Origin of the sequence: uncultured Cetobacterium sp., assembly GCF_945952365.1 — a bacterium.
Taxonomy (GTDB): domain Bacteria; phylum Fusobacteriota; class Fusobacteriia; order Fusobacteriales; family Fusobacteriaceae; genus Cetobacterium_A.
Genome location: NZ_CAMFHX010000012.1, coordinates 50,712 through 69,089, shown reverse-complemented (window position 1 = coordinate 69,089; position 18,378 = coordinate 50,712). Strand labels below are relative to the sequence as shown.

Annotated in this window: 12 protein-coding genes and 1 pseudogene; 4 read left to right on the top strand and 9 right to left on the bottom strand. The window is 32.8% G+C overall.

Annotated features, from left to right (window positions below):
• Window positions 1–73: 73 nt before the first annotated feature.
• On the top strand, window positions 74–424 hold the full coding sequence (locus tag Q0O83_RS06055) for a hypothetical protein (protein WP_294095158.1): 351 nt from the start codon (window positions 74–76) through the stop codon (window positions 422–424).
• A gap of 146 nt (window positions 425–570) precedes the next feature.
• Complete coding sequence (locus Q0O83_RS06050) at window positions 571–1,992, top strand: helix-turn-helix domain-containing protein (protein WP_294095156.1); 1,422 nt, start codon at window positions 571–573, stop codon at window positions 1,990–1,992.
• 70 nt (window positions 1,993–2,062) lie between these two features.
• On the opposite strand, the gene Q0O83_RS06045 is transcribed toward Q0O83_RS06050, so the two are convergent.
• Window positions 2,063–4,786, bottom strand: coding sequence for a hypothetical protein (locus Q0O83_RS06045; RefSeq protein ID WP_294095154.1), 2,724 nt, complete (start codon window positions 4,784–4,786; stop codon window positions 2,063–2,065).
• Between the two features lie 336 nt (window positions 4,787–5,122).
• On the opposite strand from Q0O83_RS06045, the gene yjeM reads away from it, so the two are divergent.
• Together yjeM and Q0O83_RS06035 are read left to right on the top strand one after the other, a co-directional pair.
• The gene (gene yjeM, locus Q0O83_RS06040; RefSeq protein ID WP_294095151.1) at window positions 5,123–6,637 is read left to right on the top strand and encodes a glutamate/gamma-aminobutyrate family transporter YjeM; all 1,515 of its coding nucleotides are present in this window, start codon (window positions 5,123–5,125) and stop codon (window positions 6,635–6,637) included.
• A gap of 27 nt (window positions 6,638–6,664) precedes the next feature.
• Window positions 6,665–8,047: an aminopeptidase gene (locus tag Q0O83_RS06035; protein WP_294095147.1), complete on the top strand. Its 1,383-nt coding sequence runs from the start codon at window positions 6,665–6,667 to the stop codon at window positions 8,045–8,047.
• 30 nt (window positions 8,048–8,077) lie between these two features.
• Here the strand turns inward: Q0O83_RS06035 and Q0O83_RS06030 are convergent, their stop codons facing one another.
• The 8 genes and pseudogenes from Q0O83_RS06030 to Q0O83_RS05995 form a co-directional block, all read right to left on the bottom strand.
• Complete coding sequence (locus Q0O83_RS06030) at window positions 8,078–9,739, bottom strand: AAA family ATPase (RefSeq protein WP_294095143.1); 1,662 nt, start codon at window positions 9,737–9,739, stop codon at window positions 8,078–8,080.
• Window positions 9,740–9,794: 55 nt separating this feature from the next.
• The gene (gene rfbB / locus Q0O83_RS06025) at window positions 9,795–10,904 is read right to left on the bottom strand and encodes a dTDP-glucose 4,6-dehydratase (protein ID WP_294095178.1); all 1,110 of its coding nucleotides are present in this window, start codon (window positions 10,902–10,904) and stop codon (window positions 9,795–9,797) included.
• A gap of 36 nt (window positions 10,905–10,940) precedes the next feature.
• Window positions 10,941–11,711, bottom strand: a pseudogene (gene rfbD, locus Q0O83_RS06020) (dTDP-4-dehydrorhamnose reductase); the annotation flags it as partial.
• Window positions 11,708–12,265, bottom strand: coding sequence for a dTDP-4-dehydrorhamnose 3,5-epimerase (gene rfbC / locus Q0O83_RS06015; RefSeq protein ID WP_294095141.1), 558 nt, complete (start codon window positions 12,263–12,265; stop codon window positions 11,708–11,710). The gene rfbC and the pseudogene rfbD, both read right to left, overlap by 4 nt.
• A 50-nt stretch (window positions 12,266–12,315) precedes the next feature.
• Window positions 12,316–13,176: a glucose-1-phosphate thymidylyltransferase RfbA gene (rfbA, locus tag Q0O83_RS06010; protein ID WP_294095139.1), complete on the bottom strand. Its 861-nt coding sequence runs from the start codon at window positions 13,174–13,176 to the stop codon at window positions 12,316–12,318.
• 35 nt (window positions 13,177–13,211) lie between these two features.
• A complete protein-coding gene (locus Q0O83_RS06005; protein ID WP_294095137.1) occupies window positions 13,212–16,319 on the bottom strand; it encodes a DEAD/DEAH box helicase in 3,108 nt (1,035 codons plus the stop codon).
• A 42-nt stretch (window positions 16,320–16,361) separates the two neighbouring features.
• The gene (locus tag Q0O83_RS06000; RefSeq protein WP_294095135.1) at window positions 16,362–17,027 is read right to left on the bottom strand and encodes a hypothetical protein; all 666 of its coding nucleotides are present in this window, start codon (window positions 17,025–17,027) and stop codon (window positions 16,362–16,364) included.
• A 3-nt stretch (window positions 17,028–17,030) separates the two neighbouring features.
• Complete coding sequence (locus Q0O83_RS05995) at window positions 17,031–18,266, bottom strand: AAA family ATPase (RefSeq protein ID WP_294095133.1); 1,236 nt, start codon at window positions 18,264–18,266, stop codon at window positions 17,031–17,033.
• Between the last annotated feature and the right edge of the window lie 112 nt (window positions 18,267–18,378).

The window sequence follows — 18,378 nt, the reverse complement described above, 5'->3', positions numbered from 1 at the left end:
AATTTCTAATAGATAATTTTTTCACTTTGTTGTATAATATAACTAATTGATATATTTTTTAGGAGGATTACAAGTGAGAAAATTAAAAATGTTAGTATTAGCAGCTACTTTAAGCTTATCAGCTTTTGCTGGAGTTGTAAACGGAACTGTTACAAAAATCAGAACTTATGACAAAGGAAACCAAATTAGATTTGAATCTAAAATACCTAACTTAAGCTTCCAAGTTAGAAAAGTAGATATCTTAAAAGCTATGACTAGAATTGGAAAAGTTACTTCAGTTGGAGATTTAGAGAGAAACGGATTAATCTCTAGCGAAGATAGAGCTGTAGTTATCCAATTAGACAGAGTTAAAGATGGATTACACATCAAATCAAGAAACCACTCAATGTTCGTAACTGAAAGAGAGTTAGACAAAGTTAGATAGTTTTATCTAGTTTTGCGAATATATAAAAGCCCAGTAGTAGAGAATATTCTTCACTACTGGGCTTTTTTTGTTTGTATATCTTCGACTTTTGCTGTAAAATATTACTATTCATATTTTAGTTTATTATTTAAGAAAGGATGAAAGTAATGTTTTTAAATAAAAAATCTTTACATATATTAAGCTTATTTTTCTCTCTAAACAGATTTAGTTACTCTGATTTAGAGAAAATTTTACATATAAAAAAACGATCTATAGATAACAATATAAATACCATAAATGATTTTTTGACTGCCTATAAAATAGAGGGAATCCAAAAGATTAAAGATCTTTTTTTTATAAAACCATGCACTATAAATCGGATTAAAGAGATTTTACAGTTTGCTCCTCTTTCTGTTACAGAGAGAAAAGAGTATCTTTTACTACAGCTTTTTTTTGAAAATACTATAAATCTAAATGACAACACCGATAAAATACAAACAACTAGAAGAACACTAAACTACGATTTAAAAGATATAAAAGATTACCTCGAGAGTAAAAACCTAAAGGTAGAGAGTATCTCTGGAAAGGGTATATTTTTAGAGGGAGATGAAAGAGTTATTCGTGAACTCTTTGCAACTCATTTGACAAAGTACTTGATAAACAAAAATATAAATCACAACCTTTTCAGTGATTTAATAAATAACTACTTCCACGAGGATACAATCGAGTTCAATAAAAACTTTGTCTTACGACTTTTAAATGGAATCTCTGTGACTCTTATGCCTGAAGATTTCTATAAAATTGTGGCTATACTTTTAATAAGCCCTCATAGAAAAAATATAGCTACTTTTGAAAATGAATATATTCCTAAAGAAAAGATTATCTCTCATAAATTCTATGATAAAACAGTTAATTTTTTAAACTCAAGAGGACTTGATACCTTAACGCCTTACGAGCTTGACTCTGTTATCGAAACTCTTTTCTACCTCGACCCTAAAACATACGAGAGTTTAGATGAATGCACAGAGCTATTTATAAAAAGGATTGAGGAGACTTTCGATATAAATCTAACTCAAAATCTTCAAAGTATTATGAGAGTTTCAAACCTTTTAAGAGTTGGAAAGTTTAAAAGCGAATATAACTTCTATCAAAACAAAGAGGTTTATCAATTGAGTAAACACCAGAAAGAGGAGTATCGAAAAATAGAGGGCATTTTAAGCTCCCTATCATTAAATTTTTATCCTGAAGATATCGTATCTCTTGGAATAGTTCTTAAAAATCACTATGAAAATAGCCTTATTGATAGAACCAAACATAAACGTATTGTTATTGTTGATGATACCTTCGATCATATGTATGGACAGATTCTATCAAAATATCTGAAAAACTTCTCTTTTATTGAAGTTGTTAAAATAATTGAAAGTTATGAAATCAACTCGCTTTTAGAGGATCTATTTGAAGTGGATTATCTTATTACTATAGATGACCTACAAAACTTCAACTTAAACATCCCTTTAGTTAAAATAAATCGTGAGCACTTCTTAGATAGTACTTTTGATCTATCTCAACTTAGTATAATCATTAAATAGACCCAATGTAACCAAAAGAGGTAGAGCAAAATTGCTCTACCTCTACTTTAAACTGGGGGTATTTGTTTATTTATTTTGTAAATTGGTGTACTTCTATATCGTTTACTATAGCCCAATCATTTTCAGCCTTTGTCACTCTAACAACAACTTCGTTTGTTAAATAAGGTGCTGCTGCTGATATAGCTTTATGAGCATTCGTATAGTTTGTTGTGTATGCTGATTCTCCTAATTCAACTAATTCACCTGTTAATGGCTCTTTAGCTAGTAGTTTAAACTGTCTTACAAGCCCAGAAGATTTACTTCTATAGCTTAACACTTTAATTGTATCTAATAGGAAGATATCTCCAAAAGTGATTTTTATATCTGTGTAACCTAAATCATTAAAGAAATCAGATGTGTAGTAACTTGATACCGATGCATCTCTTAAATTCTCTAAGTTGTTGAACTTTCCATGAGTTGATTCTAAAACAGATTTTTTTAAATCTAATTTAGAGTCTGAAAACGCTCCTATAAAAGCATCAAAGTTTAACTCATTTGTATTTATACTATTAACTACAGAAACTCCATTAAGTATAACCTCTAACTTTGTAGCACAAAGAACTGGCGTATGTACAACTACAAACGATCTAGCTTTGAAGTTTTCAACAACATATTCACAAACTTTTCTTCTTTGAATTCCAAGAGCATCTGAGTAAACAACCTCTACTGAAGTTGGTAGATTATCTGTAGATATTTGAATCTTATTAAACATCTTAACTCCATCAACTGGAACCTCTACTACTATACTCTTCCCTGTTGGCTCTGAAGGTGCTGTTACAGTTCCTCCAGCTAATAAAGTTTTAGCTGTTTCTAATCTCTTTGTGAATCTTCCATTAGATAAAGCTCTAACCTCTAATCCTCTTACAGTTTCTAAAGTTACACCAGCTTTAAGAGAAGTGTAAGTGTTATCATTAAATAAAGCATCCACTTCAGTGTCTAAAGTTGTGTATTGGAATACTCTTAACTCGTTTACTCTAGCTTTGTTGTCTTTTGCATCATGAATTCTAACTATGATTTTATCAGTATAGTATGGCTTTAACTTTGTTATCATATACTCATTAGTTTCATTTTTTCTCTCTCCAAACCCTAGGCTAACTAGATGTCTTTCGTGAGTGTTCTCATCCCAACTTAAACGAGATGCAGCTATATCCTCAGCTAAGATTTCAAATCTATTTACATGTCCTACTTCTCCTGCAAAGAAACTCATTAAATCAACTTGACCAACAAACATCTCTTTAGGTAGGAATACTTTTATATCAGCACATCCAGATCTTGTGAAATCACTTGTTCTGTAGTATTGATCTTCGTTTTTATCTCCAAGTCTCAATAGGTTATTTTCTAACGGATCGATAATTGGTCTTGGTGCTCCACCTGGATAACACGGAGGACACCATCCATAAATTGGAGTATCATCATACAGAGCCATCAATGGTTCAACATGAGTTCCATCTAAGAAACATTTTTTAACTTCAATCTCACTCTCTTTTTCCTCTGTTAAGAAAGCTCCATCTAAAGGAAGAGATTTATACTCTACAAGCTCAACATTGTCAGCTCCATATATAAGTATTTCAACCTCTTTACTCAGAACTCTCATTTTTCCGATAATTGGATGCTCAACACCGATTCTTACAACACCATTGATTACATCCTCTGGATACCAGAACAATCTTCTTCCACATACGTTTCCAGCTACGTCCTTATATTTTATAACACCTTTTAATATATTTCTATCGTTTGTAAAAGCGATATGATTAATTAAAGTTATCTCTTTTAAATCTAACTTTAAAACTTTTGGTGCTATGAAATCTCTATCTATAATTAAATCACTAGCGATATCTAACATTCTCATGTAGTCCTCTGTGAATGTAGCTCTCTCTTTTAAAGCTATTATATTCTCTTGAGTAACTCCAGAAGCTAATCTTCTTAAAGCTGTTGAAGTGAATAGATCTAATATCTCTGTTCTTATCGTTGAATATTTTACGATATCTATAGATGCTAAGAATATCTTGCTATCAGTACTCTTTGTTACTATGATACGAAACTCAGTTGCTAAAACTGGTTTGAATATATGGTTTTGTGTTTGTGATCTGTTGTTTCCAACATTTGCAATCTCTTTCCACTCATCGTTTTCATTGCTTCTATAAGAGATAGTATAGTTGTTTAAAACTTTTGTATCGTATATAGTTGAGAAGAATTTAAATTGGTCAACTAAACAGATTGTATCTGTTTTTATAATAACCTCTCCGTATCCTTCATTTGTATATGGTTCACTTTGGAATATGCTATGTACATCACTATTTAAAGCATTTTTTATAACATTTCCACCTTCGTGATTTTTATTTGATGTTATTGTCATTTTAGAATTACTTAAAAGATGACCATGTGGAGAGTCTTTTGATTCTTTAAACTTAGTTTGATCCATTTCCACAACTGATATATTTTCTATTGTGTTGCTTGAAAAATCATATCCATTTACTTCTAATTCATACTCATTCATGTAGAAATAGTCAAATGTTAAAACTACGCTCTCACCATTTTGAACTACAGATTTTGCTGCACTTATAGTTTCGTGCCCGTAGTTATCTTTATATTTTATATTTGCATTTACTATCTTACTTTTAGAACTAAATTGAATTTGATTTCCAACTAAAGTTTCACTAAGTTTAAGCTTTAGAAATACACCTTCTATCTTACTCTCTACAGACTTTATATTAAAGCCTCTAGTGAAATTTTCGTACTCTTTTCTAAACTCCATTTTTCCCTCCCCTTATTAACTTTTTTTAAATAAGTTTGAATTAATTTTACATAATTATATGTATGAAGTCAACTTTTTTTATTTTTTTTACATAAAAAAGAAGAGACAATCTTTCATCTCTTCTCTACAAATTTTTATAAATATCGCCTCTAGAGTCTATACCTAACAGAAATATTTTTTCAAAACTATAACAAGTATTTTGTTTTTATATTTACTGTACCATAAATATAGTATTTATATCATTTTATTACAAAAAAGTTTGACTTTTTTGTATTTAAGGAATATAATTCGCTCTGTAAGATTTTAATAAAATAACATCAAACGGGGAGAGTTAAAATGGAAAAAGCACACACAGGCAACAAAATGAAATTGATACCTCTAATTCTGATGATCTTCACTTCAGTTTTCGGTTTCAATAACATCCCAAGATCATTTTATCTTATGGGATACTCTGCAATACCTTGGTATATTTTCTCAGGGGTACTATTCTTTATTCCTTACGCATTTATGATGGCTGAATACGGATCAGCTTTCAAAAAAGAAACTGGAGGAATCTATTCTTGGATGGAGAAATCCGTTGGTCCAAAATATGCCTTCATCACAACATTTATGTGGTATTCATCATATGTTATTTGGCTTGTAAATATATCTTCTGGAATTTGGGTAGTAGTTTCTACAGCTGTTTTTGGAAAGGATTTAACTCATCAACTGAATCTATTCGGTTTAAATTCAACACAAAGTATGGGTCTATTAGGGGTTGGACTTATAACAGCATTCACTTACATCGCTTCAAAAGGTTTAAATAAGATAACTAAAATCGCTTCGGTTGGTGGGGTTGCAGTTACTCTTTTAAATCTAGTTCTTCTTTTTGGTTCACTTATTGTTTTCATCAACAATGGATTCACTTTAGCACAACCTATCGAATCTATCAGTGGTGCTTTTTTCACATCACCTAATCCTAACTATCTAAGTGGATTATCTATTGCTTCGTTTTTAGTTTTCGCCATCTTTGCGTATGGAGGAATCGAAGTTGTAGGTGGATTGGTTGACAAAACAGAAAATCCTGAAAAGAACTTCCCAAAAGGTATCTCTATCGCTGCTATTGTTATAGCTGTTGGATATGCTATCGGAATCTTCTTTGTGGGTATGTTCACTAACTGGGAATTTTTAATCAACAAAGGAAATGTTCATATAGGTAACTTCTCATACGTTTGTATGGAAAACCTTGGGTACCAAATAGCTATCTCTTTCAATCTAGCTCATTCAACAGCTGTAACTATTGGGCAGATTATGTCTAGATATATGGGAATCTCTATTGTTTTATGTTTAACAGGAGCTTTCTTTACTCTTATCTATTCACCTTTAAAGCAACTTATTGAGGGAGCACCAAAAGAGATGTGGCCAGCTAAGATATCAGAGATTAAAGATGGAATGCCTCAAAATGCTATGTGGTGTCAGTGGGGAATCGTTGTTTTATTCATTTTAGGAATAACTTTTGGTGGGCAAGGAGCAGAGGCTTTCTTTATGAAACTGACTCTTATGACAAACGTTGCTATGACAATTCCTTACCTTTTAATAGCAGCAGCCTTCCCTATATTTAAGAAAAACGATAAGATTGAAAAACCTTTCGTTATATTCAAAACTGAGCTTTCTGTTAAAATAGCTACATTCTTCACTGTTTTACTTGTTGGGTTTGCCAATATAGCTACAATCGTAGAACCCGCTTTAAATGGTAAGATAGATGATACAATCTGGATGACTATCGGTCCTGTGTTCTTCATTTTATTAGCATTAACTATTTACAAAAGATACGAAATAGGGTATCTTCATAAGAAGAAACACGTTGCTTAAAAAATATTAGAAGAGGTGAAAAAAATTATGTTTAGAAAAAATGGTTGGACGAAAGAGAGAGTTGAAGATAAAGCTACTATACTTGACTTCTCAGAGGGATACAAAAAGTTCTTAGATGAGGGAAAGACAGAGAGAGAAGTTGTTGAAATCTCTAAGAAGTTAGCAGAAGAGAGTGGCTTCGTTCATATCGACGAAGTAGAAACTTTAAAAGCTGGAGATAAGGTTTACTTTATCAATAGAAATAAAAATATCGTTTTAAGTGTTATTGGAGAAAATGATATTTTAAAAGGAATCAACTATATCGTTTCACATATTGATTCACCAAGAATTGATATAAAAGCTAATCCACTATATGAGGATTTAGATTTAGCATATATGAAAACTCACTACTACGGTGGAATTAAAAAGTACCAATGGGCGACTATCCCTCTTGCTCTTCATGGAGTTGTTATCCTAGAGAATGGTACAAAAGTAGAGTTGACAATTGGAGAGTGTGAGAATGACCCTATCCTAATGATACCTGATCTTCTTCCACACCTTTGGGGAAAATCACAAGCTGAGAGAAAGGCACCCGAAGTTTTCTTAGGAGAGGAGCTACAGATTTTAGTTGGTTCTATGCCTATGTATTTAGAGGAGTGTGAGTCAAAAGAGCTTATCAAAACTCATATCTTAGAGATTTTAAAAGCGAAGTATGGTTTTGGAGAAGAGGACTTCGTTTCAGCTGAGTTACAGCTTGTTCCAGCTGGAAAAGCTAGAGATTTAGGACTTGATAGATCGATGGTTGCTGGGTATGGGCAAGATGATAGAATCTGTGCTTACACATCACTTAAGGCTATCTTAGATTTAAAAGAGACTCCAAAGAGAACTGTAGTATGTTTCTTAGCTGATAAAGAGGAAACTGGTTCAAATGGATCGACTGGTCTTCAATCAAACTACTTAGAGTATTTCACAACTGAGCTTATTTTAAAAGTGAAAGGTAGTTTCAATGGTTTTGATCTTCAAAAAACTCTTTGGAACTCAAAGGCTCTGTCGTCAGATGTAAACGTTGCTATGGACCCTATCTTCAAAGGTGTTCACGATCCTATGAATGCCGCTAAGCTAAACAACGGTATAGTTATCACAAAATATACTGGAGCTAGAGGGAAAAGTGGTACAAACGACGCTGACGCTGAGTATGTAGCAGAGATTAGAAACATGCTAAATAAAAATGATATTGTGTGGCAGATTGGAATGCTTGGAAAGGTTGACGAGGGTGGCGGAGGAACAGTTGCTATGTTCTTAGCTCAAAAAGGAATCCAAACTATCGACGTTGGGCCTGCACTACTTTCTATGCATGCACCTATGGAGATTTCATCAAAGCTTGATGTTTACGAAACTTACAGAGCTTACTTAGCTTTCTATAATTTATAGTCTATATAAAAAGAAGAGGTTGGATTTAGACTATCCAACCTTCTCTTTTATATAAAGCTTCATAATTTTACCAGAAAATACCATTCCAATTTTAACGATTTTCTGAATACCACGTTCTCTTAAGCCAACTTCATAAATTTTTTTATCTATCTGAGATAGAGCTTCAGCTCCTGCCTTTTTAAAATCACTTTCTGATGTAGATTCAGCAACCTTAAATTCAAAGATATATCCAACAGCATTTTTATCACGTGGTTCAAGAGCTAAGTCATAACGCCCCAATCCCTCTTCACGGTTACTATGAATATAAAATTTATCATCCAATCCTATCATCATCCCCAAAATTAAGTTATGATAAAACTTCTCCTCTTTAGCTCCATCTAAATAACTCATACTAGCCATGAAAAATCCATTTATCTTTTCCTCAATTGAATCATTTCCACGAATTTTTCCTATCACTAGAGCCTCTTTTAACTTAGAAAAACTATCCTTACTCTTCGGTGTCAAAATCTCTATAAACGTTTTCCTAAAATACTTTTTTACTTCTAAATTTGGTATTCTTAAATAGTATTGGTCCTCTTCCTCGCCAATCCTATCTATTGTCAAATACCCTGCTGAAAACATCAAATATAAAATTGTACTGTTACTATATTTTTCACCAAATATCATACTGTCATCTAGTATAGTTTTTGCAGCTCTTCCTCTCAATAACTCGTAAAAAATATCATTGATATCATTATCCGCATCTTTTAATAGTTTCATAATAAGAGTATTAGCACTCGTATTTACCCAATAAGAGATCAACTTTCCATTCTCACAGTGATTTAATATACTCCAAGGATTATATACTTTTTCATCTCCAAACGTATAACCATTATACCAACTCTTAGCAGCATCCACAGTTGTTTCCAATCCGTAATATTTTAGAATAGTTTCTACCTCATACTCAGTCATACCAAAATGATTATAGTTTTCGGTTAACAGCGTTGAAACTTTCAAATTGTTAAGAGTTGAAAATATAGACTCTTTCGCCACCCTAAGGATTCCTGTTACCACTGCAAAAGAAATTGGTGCATCCTTTAGTCCATCCCCATAAAAATCTCCTATTAACTCTTTTGCCTCTTCGTAATACCCTTTTTCATTTGCTACTATCATTGGAGAATCGTATTCATCTATTAATAAAACAGGCTTTATTCCTGAGTATTTATATAGTATATCACCTAAAAACTTTAGAGCCTTTGAAAGGTCTGCATCAGGATCCCCTAACCAAACTTTATCAAAATACATCTTCTCACTCATATTTAACTTTTCTCTAAAAACTTCATATTCATTATATAAATCAATTAAAACCGAACTAAATTTTTGTAAAAATTTAGAATAACTTTCGCCCTTAACTCCTTTCATACTTAAAAATATAACTGGATATTTCCCTTGTTCTCTCATATACTCAGTCTTCTCTATCTTTAGGCCATTGAAAAGCCTTCTATTTTCCTGAGCATTATCTCTATCTAAAAAATACTTCAGTGTACTCATATTTAAAGTTTTACCAAAACGTCTTGGCCTACAAATCAAAGTTACATTTGCTCTTTTTTCCAAAATCTCCTCTATAAATCCCGTTTTATCAACATAGTAATAATTTTCTTTTATCAACTCTTTAAAATTGCTCACACCCACTGGTAATTTTTTCTTATCCATACTTTCCACCTTCTCTCTATATTATTTTTATATATTATATCATATTATAATATTTCTAGTAGTCACCAGAAGCTACCTCTTCAACCCAAGCTTGGTTATCTAGATACCATCTGATAGTCTTTTCTATTCCATCAGTAAACTCAGTCTCTGGATACCATCCCAACTCATTTACAATCTTTGTAGGATCAATGGCATATCTAGCATCATGCCCTAGTCTATCCTGAACATAAGTGATTAGATCATAGTTGATATTCTCTACCTCTGTAGTCAACACACTTCTATATTGAGGCTCATTCTTCATTATTCTAGCTATAGTATCTATAGTTAATTTTACAATGTTGATATTTTGCTCTTCGTTGAATCCACCAATATTGTAAATCTGATGAGTCGGAGCCTGAGATAGCACTATATCAATTGCTTTACAGTGGTCCACAACATAAAGCCAATCTCTTATGTTATCTCCCTTTCCATAAACTGGCAGTTTCTTACCAGCCAAGATATTTTTAATAATCAGAGGAATCAACTTCTCTGGGAAGTGATAAGGTCCGTAGTTATTAGAACATCTAGTTATATTGAATGGGAACTTGTAAGTCTCTCCATATGCAACCACCATCATATCAGCCGAAGCTTTTGAAGCTGAATATGGGCTACGTGGATCAAGCGGAGTTCTCTCTGTAAACATTGGGTCATCTAAACTTAAACTTCCATACACCTCATCTGTTGAAACATGATGGAACTTCTTACCCTCTTTATAGATAGGATACCCGTTACCATCCTTTCCAATAGTCCAGAAAGCTTTAGCAACCTCCATCAGGTTTTGTGTTCCAAGAATATTTGTCTCTAAGAATATCCCAGGATTTTCTATACTACGATCCACATGAGACTCAGCAGCAAAGTTAACTACTGCATCTATATCATGAGCCATAAATATATTCTCTACTAACTCACGGTTACAGATATCTCCCTTAAAGAAAGTTACTCTGTTATCCTTTAACTCCTCTCTTATAGTCCCAAGATTCCCGGCGTAAGTTAACTTATCTAAGATAACTATCTCTATAGCTTCATATTTTTCTAACATATATTTCACAAAGTTAGCACCGATAAACCCAGCACCACCTGTCACAAGATACCTTTTTTTTACTTCAAGATACTCATCTGTACGTATCTTCCAACTTGGAATTTCAATTTCCAAGAGTTTCTCTATCTTCGAGCTACATAATTTCGAATATTTTGGTCTTATATCATAAGGTGTAAAGTCAGAGCAACGAGCCTGAACAACTTCACCTTTATATCCCAACTTTTCCAAAATATACCTTCCCTGCTCGTAACGTGAAACCTCTTCCTCTCCACTTAGATGATATATACCATATCTTTTCTCTTTCAATCCTAACATCTTCATAGTTATATTAACTATATCGATTGTACTCGTAGGAGATGAGATTTGGTCACTCGCTAAAGCTATTTTATCTCTCTTCGACCAACTTTTAACCTGCTCTATAAAATTCATCCCATCTTTTCCAAACACCCATGACACTCTAAATATATACGTCTTATCATTAGCCTCTAAAGCTAAACTCTCCCCTAACGCCTTACTTTTCCCGTAAACAGAGATTGGATTCACCTCATCCTCTTCAGTGTAAGCTCCTAACTTCTCTCCATCGAAAACAAAATCAGTCGAATATGTCACAAACTCTATCTCTAACTCTTTTGCCACCTTAGCCAAATTCTCTACAGCAAAAGCGTTAACAGCGTTAGCAATCTCTGGCTCCTCCTCAGCTTTATCTACAAAGTTATAAGCAGCACAGTTTATAATTAAAGTCACACCATTACTCTTTACAAACTCTCTCACCTTTTCAAAATCCCTTATATCCAACTCAGCTCTTTTAGGAGCTGTAAATTCTATACTATTCTCTTTAAAAAACCTAGAGAACTCTTGAGCCAGTTGCCCTGCTCCACCAGTTATCAATATCATCTCATCACCTCTTTCAAGTTCTCACAGAACTCTTTAAAACTAGGTAGATTTTTATCCTTAGAAGATATTATCAAGTCCTCAGAAGATAACCCATATTTTTCCAACTCCCAATCGATACTTAAATCCGAATCAAATGGAAATATCCCCGATTCATATTGAGGTGCATAGTAATCACTACAAAGATACTCTATTTCTGTGTTTTCCTTTAAACTCAAAAACCCATGAGCAAACCCCTCTGGTATATAAAGCTGTTTTCTATTTTCCTCACTCAAAATAACTTTATAAATTTCACCAAAAGTTTCACTGCCATCCCTCAAATCCACAACAACATCTAAAATCTCACCTTTTAAAACCCTTATAAGTTTTGCTTGAGGTTGAACTTTTTGAAGGTGTAAGCCCCTCAAAACACCAAACTCACTCTTCGAGTGATTTCCCTGCACAAAATTTACATCTATATTATATTTTTCCAAAGTTTTACAATTGAAAAACTCATAGAAAAAACCCCTTTCATCACTATATATCTTAGGCTCTATCAACACCAATCCTTTTATCATGACCTACTCCTTGTTTCATTTACTAAAATTCTCATAAAAAATATCTGCTACTATATACAACTCAGAAGATACTCTCCATAAGCAGTTTTGGAAAGTTCAGCTCCTCTTTTTAGCAGAGTCTCTCTACCTATCCACCCCTTTAGATAAGCTATCTCCTCTAAACATGCTATCATTATCCCTTGCCGACTCTGAATCGTCTTCACGAAGTTACTCGCCTCTAAAAGCCCATCGAAAGTCCCTGTATCAAGCCACGCCATTCCACGCCCCAAATTGATAACGTTCAATCGCCCCTCTTCTAAATACATCCTATTTATAGAGGTAATCTCTAACTCACCACGCTCTGAAGGTAGCACTCTTTTAGCTTTCTCTATCACACTGTTATCATAGAAGTATATCCCTGGAACAGCGTAGTTTGATTTTGGTATCTCCGGCTTCTCCTCTAACGACAGCACCTTCCCATCACTAGAAAACTCCACCACCCCAAACTCCTTTGGATTCTTCACAAAATATCCAAATATATTGGCCTCATTCTCCAAAGAGCTAGCACGTTCTAGCATCCCAGTGAATCCATGCCCATAGAAAAGGTTGTCCCCGAGAATAAGAGCCACAGAGTCATCACCTATGAAATTCTCTCCAATTATAAAAGCCTCGGCTAATCCTTTCGGTGAGTCTTGAATTTCATAGCTTATACTTATCCCAAGACTGCTTCCATCACCTAGTAGCTCACGAAACATCGGCAAATCCCTTGCCGTACTTATAAGCAGTATCTCTTTTATATTAGCCAACATCAGCACAGAGAGAGGGTAATATATCATCGGTTTATCATATATAGGAACTACCTGCTTACTGATAACTGCCGTCACCGGATACAACCTACTTCCTGTGCCACCTGCTAAAATTATACCTTTCATCCCTTCACCTCTTTTTTTATAAAAAATATCACACTCTAAAACAGATTCAATAACTCATCACGATTCATCTTCATTATATCCGATGTTTTCCCATCTAAAACCTCACTTATAACCTTCGATTTCTCACCTTTTATAAGATTGATTTTCTCCTCGATAGTCCCCTTTGTTATAAGACGAAATACGTTCACAACATTTTTCTGTCCCATTCTGTGTGCTCTATCAGTCGCCTGGTTTTCAACTGATGGGTTCCACCACGGATCAAAGTGAATAACAGTATCCGCCTCTGTCAGATTCAATCCACTTCCACCAGCTTTTAGAGATATTATAAACAGATCCCCCTCTCCAGAGTTAAATCTATCCACAAGATTCAACCTCTCTTTCGCCTCTGTCTTCCCATCTAAGTATAGGTAATCAAACTTTCCATCCAAACTTTCCTTTATAAGAGCTAACATCTCTGTAAACTGTGAGAATAGTAAAACTCTATGCCCACCACTTTTCGCTTCCTCTAAAATCTCTAAAAGAGCCTCAACTTTTGCACTACTACCTTTATAATCCTCAACAAAAAGCTTCGGGTGATTACATATTTGACGAAGTCTCGTCAGATATCCCAGGATCTTTATAGCATCCTGCCCATCTGTAGCCAACTCTCTTTTATATCTCTCCAAATACGCCAAATAAACCTTTTTCTGAGCTGAATCTAGCTCAACAACGACATCCTGCTCTATTTTATCAGGCAACTCTTTTAAAACCTCGCCTTTCGTACGTCTCAAAATAAACGGTCCCACAACAGACTTCAAACTTTTCAAGTTATCTAAATATCTTTTCTTGAAAGTCGTATGCTTTCCAAGATACCCCGGGAAAGCGAAGTCAAATATACTCCAAAGCTCTAAGATATTGTTCTCTATAGGAGTTCCCGTTAAAGCAATCTTCGTTTCACCACGAATCTCTTTTATAGCAGCTGCTGTTTTCCCCATCATATTTTTAATATTCTGTGCTTCATCTATAATTATATTAGCAAACCCCTTCTCAAAAGGTAACTCACCATAAAGTTCGATATCATTTTTCAGCACTCCATAAGTCGTTATGATAACCTCACCAGATTTCAGATTTTTTATCATCGATCCTCTTTCTGATTTTGTACCTATACACATCTTCACCTCTAGATGTGATGCAAACTTTTGAAACTCACTTTTCCAGTTATACACAAGTGATTTAGGTGCTACAATCAAAGTTGGTAACTCTCTTTTCTCAATAGCCAAATACGCTATCGTTTGTAAAGTTTTCCCCAGTCCCATATCATCTGCTAAGATTCCACCAAGTCCCAATTTTTTCAAAGTATTTAACCAACAAACTCCATGTAGTTGATACTCTCTCAGCATTGGGAAAAGAGACATTATCTCTTTCTCATCATCAGCTGACGATATCTCTCTCAACTCTCTATCCATAGCCACAAAGTTCTCATCTAAAAAGACATCCTTTATCTTTTTCAATGTCGAAGCTAAGAAATAGCTATAGTTTTTAGTTCGAGATATAACCCCTGCCTCTATCTCTTTTCGACTCGCTTCAGATATATCCAAAACGTCATTCAGTTTATCTAATTCCTCACCATCAGCTATAGAAAGTATTCCTCCATTTTTAAGTAGATAATACTTTTTCTTTTCACGAACAGCGTTTAAAAAGTTGTATATCTCCTCTTTCTCAATGCCATCTATGCTAAACTTTATCTCTAAAAGGTCCTTCACTTTGCTCTCTATTTTATAACTTGCCGATGTAAAACTTTTAGCTTTAAAAGCCTCTGAATAATATATTTGGTACTGTTTTTCAAGCTCAGGAATAGCGTCCATCACAAAAGAGTAGATACTTTCAACATCAGTTATGTGGTAAGACCCGTTTTCAAAGCTATTTTTATACTTTTCTAAAATCTGCTTATAAAGACTACTCACCTCAACAGCAGAGCTCATAATTATCTTATTTTCTAACTTCTCCTCTGGTTCGCCATCAAAAAACCTTTTTGAATAAACTCTTAAACCGTAAGTGTTATATGAATCTATATATATTTTATCCTCTATCTTTTCTGGAGTGTATATATGAGTCTCTAGTTCTTTTGCCACCTCTATCTTAGCCATCTTTTGAACCGAGTTTATCACAAGAGGTAGATTTTTCTGACTGATTACCATCTTTGAGCTACGAGCTGTTTTTTTAGATAGTTTTTTATAGAGTTCTATATCTTCAGAGCTTAACTTATAGAAAATTGGCTCTCCTGATGCAGTAAAATCTAAAAATGTACTTTTTCCTCTTCTGAAAAGTTTATTCAAATTTTTAAACTCTAAAGCTATATCTCTACCCTCATTTTTACTTATCTTTACATTTAAAATCTCATTCAAACTAGTTTTTTTCAAATCTAGCTTTCCACCCTCACTTAAAAACTCCATTACTCTATCAAAACTATACGGATTAGAAAGTACAGTGTCTATCTTCAACTCTGAGTAGTATTGATTTTTAAACATTGTTGAATACTCTTTCAAAAGCTCTATAAACTTTTTATCCCACCCTTGAAAATAGTCCCTTCCTGGCTCGTAAGTATAGGCTTTTCCAAAATTAAAACTCTCCTCTTCATACGCCATTAAAAACTTATTTATTTTGCTGTTTATTTTATATTTTTTAGATTTACTTACAACCTCTATATCCAAAGAAAATTTTATATATCCCGATAAATTTTGAACATTTGGAATTACATTTAAAAATATTAGCTCTTTGCTTTTAGTTTCAGCGGGTTTGAAAAGGTCTAAATGAAAATCAGGAGTTGCTGCTTCGGCATCTCTTCTCTTTTTCTGAATCATATATTTTTCAGCAGCTATAGCTACTGCTATCATATGCTTACAAACTCTTCTATTTGTTATAGCATATTCACAAGAGCATTCAGTATTTATAACTTCATCTTCATTGAAGACAACTTTTGTTCTGTAGGTTTGATAGTAGCTTCCTTCAACTATTGCACCAATAACATGCAGGTTTGGGATATACTTATCTTCAATCTCTACTATCTTCTGCTCTAGGATTTTATGATTTCTAAAGTAAGCTCGCCCTCTTTCAGTAACCTTTTCCCCTGCTGAGTATTCTAAATCTTCTAAAAATTTACTCATAGATATAGTTCTCTCCTTTTCTCTTTTTTATAAATTAAAATATTATCCTAAAATCATATCTAATAAGCACTGCTCAAAATATACTTCGTCAGTAAATATAACCTTATCAAATATTACACCTTCATACCTTTTAAAAATACTCGGTATAAGCTCCCCAATAGAATTCAGATTAGATAGCGTTTCAAGTCTATTCTGTTTTCGTGAATTTCCAATTGTTGTTTCTTTGGGTTTAGTATTTACTATAACATAGTTTAATTTAATTTTCTTTTCACAAATCATTTTGTACTCTTCAACATTTAAAATATTCTTCAAGACAATTAGAAAAGTATCCACTCCTTTTAATGCTAAATTAGCTTTTATTTCTTCATTTTTTAATTTACGTGCATTCTTTTTTACTTTACAACTTGGAGCTTCCAAATGGCAACTAAATTCCTTTTCATCTTCTTTCTCTAAGATACTACCATTCTTAAATTCAACTAGGTAAAGCTTATTTTCTAAAAGATTATAGTGAATAGCATCTGTTGATTTCACATCTATTTTAAGGGCATCGACTACCTTATCTAAATTTATCATCCCTCTTGAATTTACTACTAGCGATCCACTATGACTCGAAAAACTAAGTTGTGTTATATTCTCTAAATAGTGTGTATATTTATTTAAACTTCTTATTTCGATTGGTGCTTTTGGTTTTATCTTTTTTCTATGCATATTCTAATTCCCTAGTTCCATTTTTACTTTATCTAAAATATCATAGCCTTTTCCTAACTCTCTGTATATCTCTCCAAATTCATTTGTTTTATCTTTAAATATTGTAACTCCATTCTCTTCTTCTGCTAAATATGCATTTAAACCGGTTACTTTATTTTTTATTGAGTATACCTGTAAAGCTTCTATAAATTCTGAACTATGAGAGTTTATGAATATTTTTATATTTAAATGAATTGTCAGTTTAATTAAAATCTCAGCTAATTTAACCTGCCACTCGGGGTGTAAATGTACCTCTGGTTCATCTAGAATCAAAATACTATTCTCTTTTATTGATGCATTTGATAGCAGTTGTAATAATATTCCTAAAGACTTTATTCCAGTTGCAGTATTATTTAAACTTACATCTTGAACTTCTTCTCCTTTTTTCATTTTATAGACAATCTCTTGAGGTGTCTTTAAATATAAATTACCACCAATTATATTTTCTATAATCTCCTCTATCTCCCTACGAGTACTTTTTGTTTTCGACAGATTTATAACTCCTCTCGAAAAGAAATTACGTTGAAAATCATTCATTAAATCCTCTTCAATCATAGTTAAAAAGTTAGTTGAGTATTTTATTTTATCTAAAATATATGGTGTTGAAATATAAAGAACATTATAAATCTCATTATTTCTAACTATTCCCATTCTCATAAGAGTTTTATTATCTTCATTATTATTTTTAGGATTATAGTCAATCAGCTCTATATCATCTCTTTTAATTTTTATTCTTTTCTCTCTATTTATATCTTCATTTAAAAGATTTCCAAAATCATCCTCTAAATAATTTTTTAATATATCTGTATCTTTAATTAGAAGGTTTATTTTTAAATTTGAAACTAATAAACTGTCGTTATCATCTCCATCTTCTTCTACAATCACTTCTAACTCTTCAATTCTTCTTTGTAAAAGAGTAAATCTTTTATTTTTCAACTCTGTATAAATTAAATCTATTAAATTCCCTACTTTTTCTTTTGTTTTTTCACTTAAATTCTCTAAACAGTTCACAACTTCATCTGAAAGCTCTACACAAACTCTTTCTCTTCCAATTTCAGAGCTTGGCTTCATTCCTGAATATAAAATTTTACTAATTGTACTTTTTCCAGTGTTATTTACTCCAGCCACAATCGTAATTGTATCTAACTTTATATCTGCTAACTTTACTTTTCCTATATTTTCTATCAATAACTCTATCATAACTTTCCCACTCCTTCAGCTTTATGCCAACAGTTACTTATCTCTTATCTTTTCTGTATATTATATCATACTCTAAAAAAGCTTTTCTATATTAAAGTTATCTCTAAAAATA

Coding starts and splice junctions, on each gene's coding strand:
- Q0O83_RS06050 (WP_294095156.1), top strand. CDS start 571: ATGTTTTTAAATAAAAAATCTTTACATATATTAAGCTTATTTTTCTCT.
- Q0O83_RS06030 (WP_294095143.1), bottom strand. CDS start 9,739: ATGGATAAGAAAAAATTACCAGTGGGTGTGAGCAATTTTAAAGAGTTG.
- rfbC (WP_294095141.1), bottom strand. CDS start 12,265: ATGATAAAAGGATTGGTGTTGATAGAGCCTAAGATATATAGTGATGAA.
- Q0O83_RS06035 (WP_294095147.1), top strand. CDS start 6,665: ATGTTTAGAAAAAATGGTTGGACGAAAGAGAGAGTTGAAGATAAAGCT.
- Q0O83_RS05995 (WP_294095133.1), bottom strand. CDS start 18,266: ATGATAGAGTTATTGATAGAAAATATAGGAAAAGTAAAGTTAGCAGAT.
- Q0O83_RS06045 (WP_294095154.1), bottom strand. CDS start 4,786: ATGGAGTTTAGAAAAGAGTACGAAAATTTCACTAGAGGCTTTAATATA.
- Q0O83_RS06005 (WP_294095137.1), bottom strand. CDS start 16,319: ATGAGTAAATTTTTAGAAGATTTAGAATACTCAGCAGGGGAAAAGGTT.
- rfbA (WP_294095139.1), bottom strand. CDS start 13,176: ATGAAAGGTATAATTTTAGCAGGTGGCACAGGAAGTAGGTTGTATCCG.
- Q0O83_RS06000 (WP_294095135.1), bottom strand. CDS start 17,027: ATGCATAGAAAAAAGATAAAACCAAAAGCACCAATCGAAATAAGAAGT.
- yjeM (WP_294095151.1), top strand. CDS start 5,123: ATGGAAAAAGCACACACAGGCAACAAAATGAAATTGATACCTCTAATT.